This window comes from Streptomyces hydrogenans (genome assembly GCF_014656075.1).
GTDB classification, from domain to species: domain Bacteria; phylum Actinomycetota; class Actinomycetes; order Streptomycetales; family Streptomycetaceae; genus Streptomyces; species Streptomyces hydrogenans.
The window spans coordinates 1-1,308 of the sequence record NZ_BNBS01000289.1; the positions used below are offsets into that span (position 1 = coordinate 1).

The 1,308-nt window shown below is 72.2% G+C and carries 3 protein-coding genes; 2 read left to right on the plus strand and 1 reads right to left on the minus strand.

Annotated elements, in window-relative coordinates; genetic code table 11:
- The first annotated feature begins 125 nt into the window (after positions 1 to 125).
- Positions 126 to 287 (plus strand): DUF5670 family protein, encoded by a 162-nt coding sequence (locus tag IE321_RS41450; RefSeq protein WP_043220334.1) that lies wholly within the window; start codon positions 126 to 128, stop codon positions 285 to 287.
- Positions 288 to 380: 93 nt separating this feature from the next.
- Here IE321_RS41450 and IE321_RS41455 read toward each other — a convergent pair whose 3' ends face one another.
- Positions 381 to 608: a DUF5133 domain-containing protein gene (locus IE321_RS41455; RefSeq protein WP_190226776.1), complete on the minus strand. Its 228-nt coding sequence runs from the start codon at positions 606 to 608 to the stop codon at positions 381 to 383.
- Positions 609 to 869: 261 nt separating this feature from the next.
- Here IE321_RS41455 and IE321_RS41460 point away from each other — a divergent pair.
- A partial coding sequence (locus IE321_RS41460) for a HAMP domain-containing protein (RefSeq protein ID WP_190226777.1) occupies positions 870 to 1,308 on the plus strand: 439 nt, incomplete at its 3' end.

A 1,308-nucleotide genomic window follows, 5' to 3' on the forward strand; every position in this document is an offset into this window, starting at 1 on the left:
CGGTGGCCCTGTTCCTCGAACGCCGTTTCTGAGCGCGCGGGGCGTCCCCTCCGCGGGCGCTCCGCCCCGCCCGGCTGTTCCCCCCTTCCGATGCTTCCCGTCCGTCTTCACGGAGGTCGATACACATGGTCCCCCTGCTCCTCGTGCTTCTGCTCGCCCTGCTGCTCTTCGGCGCCGGCTTCGCGGTCAAGGCGCTCTGGTGGATCGCCGTGATCGTGCTCGTCCTGTGGCTCGTGGGCTTCGTGGCCCGGCCCAAGGGCGGCACGGGCCGCTGGTACCGCTGGTAGGCGGCCTCCCGCCGTCCGCCCGGAGCGCGGATCCCCCACGAAGCGAACGAGCCCGGCACCTCCGGAGGGAGGGTGCCGGGCTCGGGCGTGTGCTCAGGCGGTCAGCGCGGGTTCCTCCCCGTCGTGCGCCTCCGGGAGTCGACGGCGGGCCGCGATCAGCGCCGCGTCCACGTCGCGCGTGCCGGTGGACACACACAGCGTGTACGCGAGGTCGTCCATGCGGCGCCGTGCCTCGGCGCTGCCGTTCTCCGCCTGCAGGGCCTGGAGGGTCTCGTACTGCTCGACGAGCTCGCGCAGGACCACGGGATGGGCCATCAACACGTACGGCTCCCTTCGTCGTCGGGGCGGCGACCGCCCGGTTCGACGCACGTGTGCCCCGGTTTCGGCAGCGCATGCGCGGCGGGTTCCGGCCGGATGACGCGGGACCGGGCTCCTGCTGTCGATCACGGAGGGGTACTGTCGTCATGATTGCCGTACGGCAACCATCGCAGGCCGAGGCGTCCGAGGAGAAACGGACGTCCGGCCCGTGTCCGGTGCCGCACGGTCCGTGAGCGGAAGCTTGGTGGGGAACGAGGATGAGGCATGTCTGAGACGGCTAGCAGGGACTCCTCGAGCCGGGGACGGCGCGGCCCGGCCGCGGTGGGCGAGCCCGAGCTCCGTCAGCTCCTGGCCGGGCTCACGGCGGTGCGGGACGGTGACTTCGGCACCCGCCTGCCCGACGAGGCGGACGGGCTGATGGGCGAGATCTCGACGGTCTTCAACGGGATGGTCGACCAGCTCTCCCTGTTCACCTCCGAGGTGACCCGGGTGTCCCGGGAGGTCGGTACGGAGGGCACCCTGGGCGGACAGGCCGTCGTCCCCGGCGTCTCCGGGACCTGGGCCGACCTCACCGACTCGGTGAACGCGATGGCCGGCAACCTCACCACGCAGGTGCGGGACATCGCGCAGGTGGCCACCGCGGTCGCCCGCGGCGACCTGTCGCAGAAGATCGACGTGGACGCGCGCGGCGAGATCCTGGAGC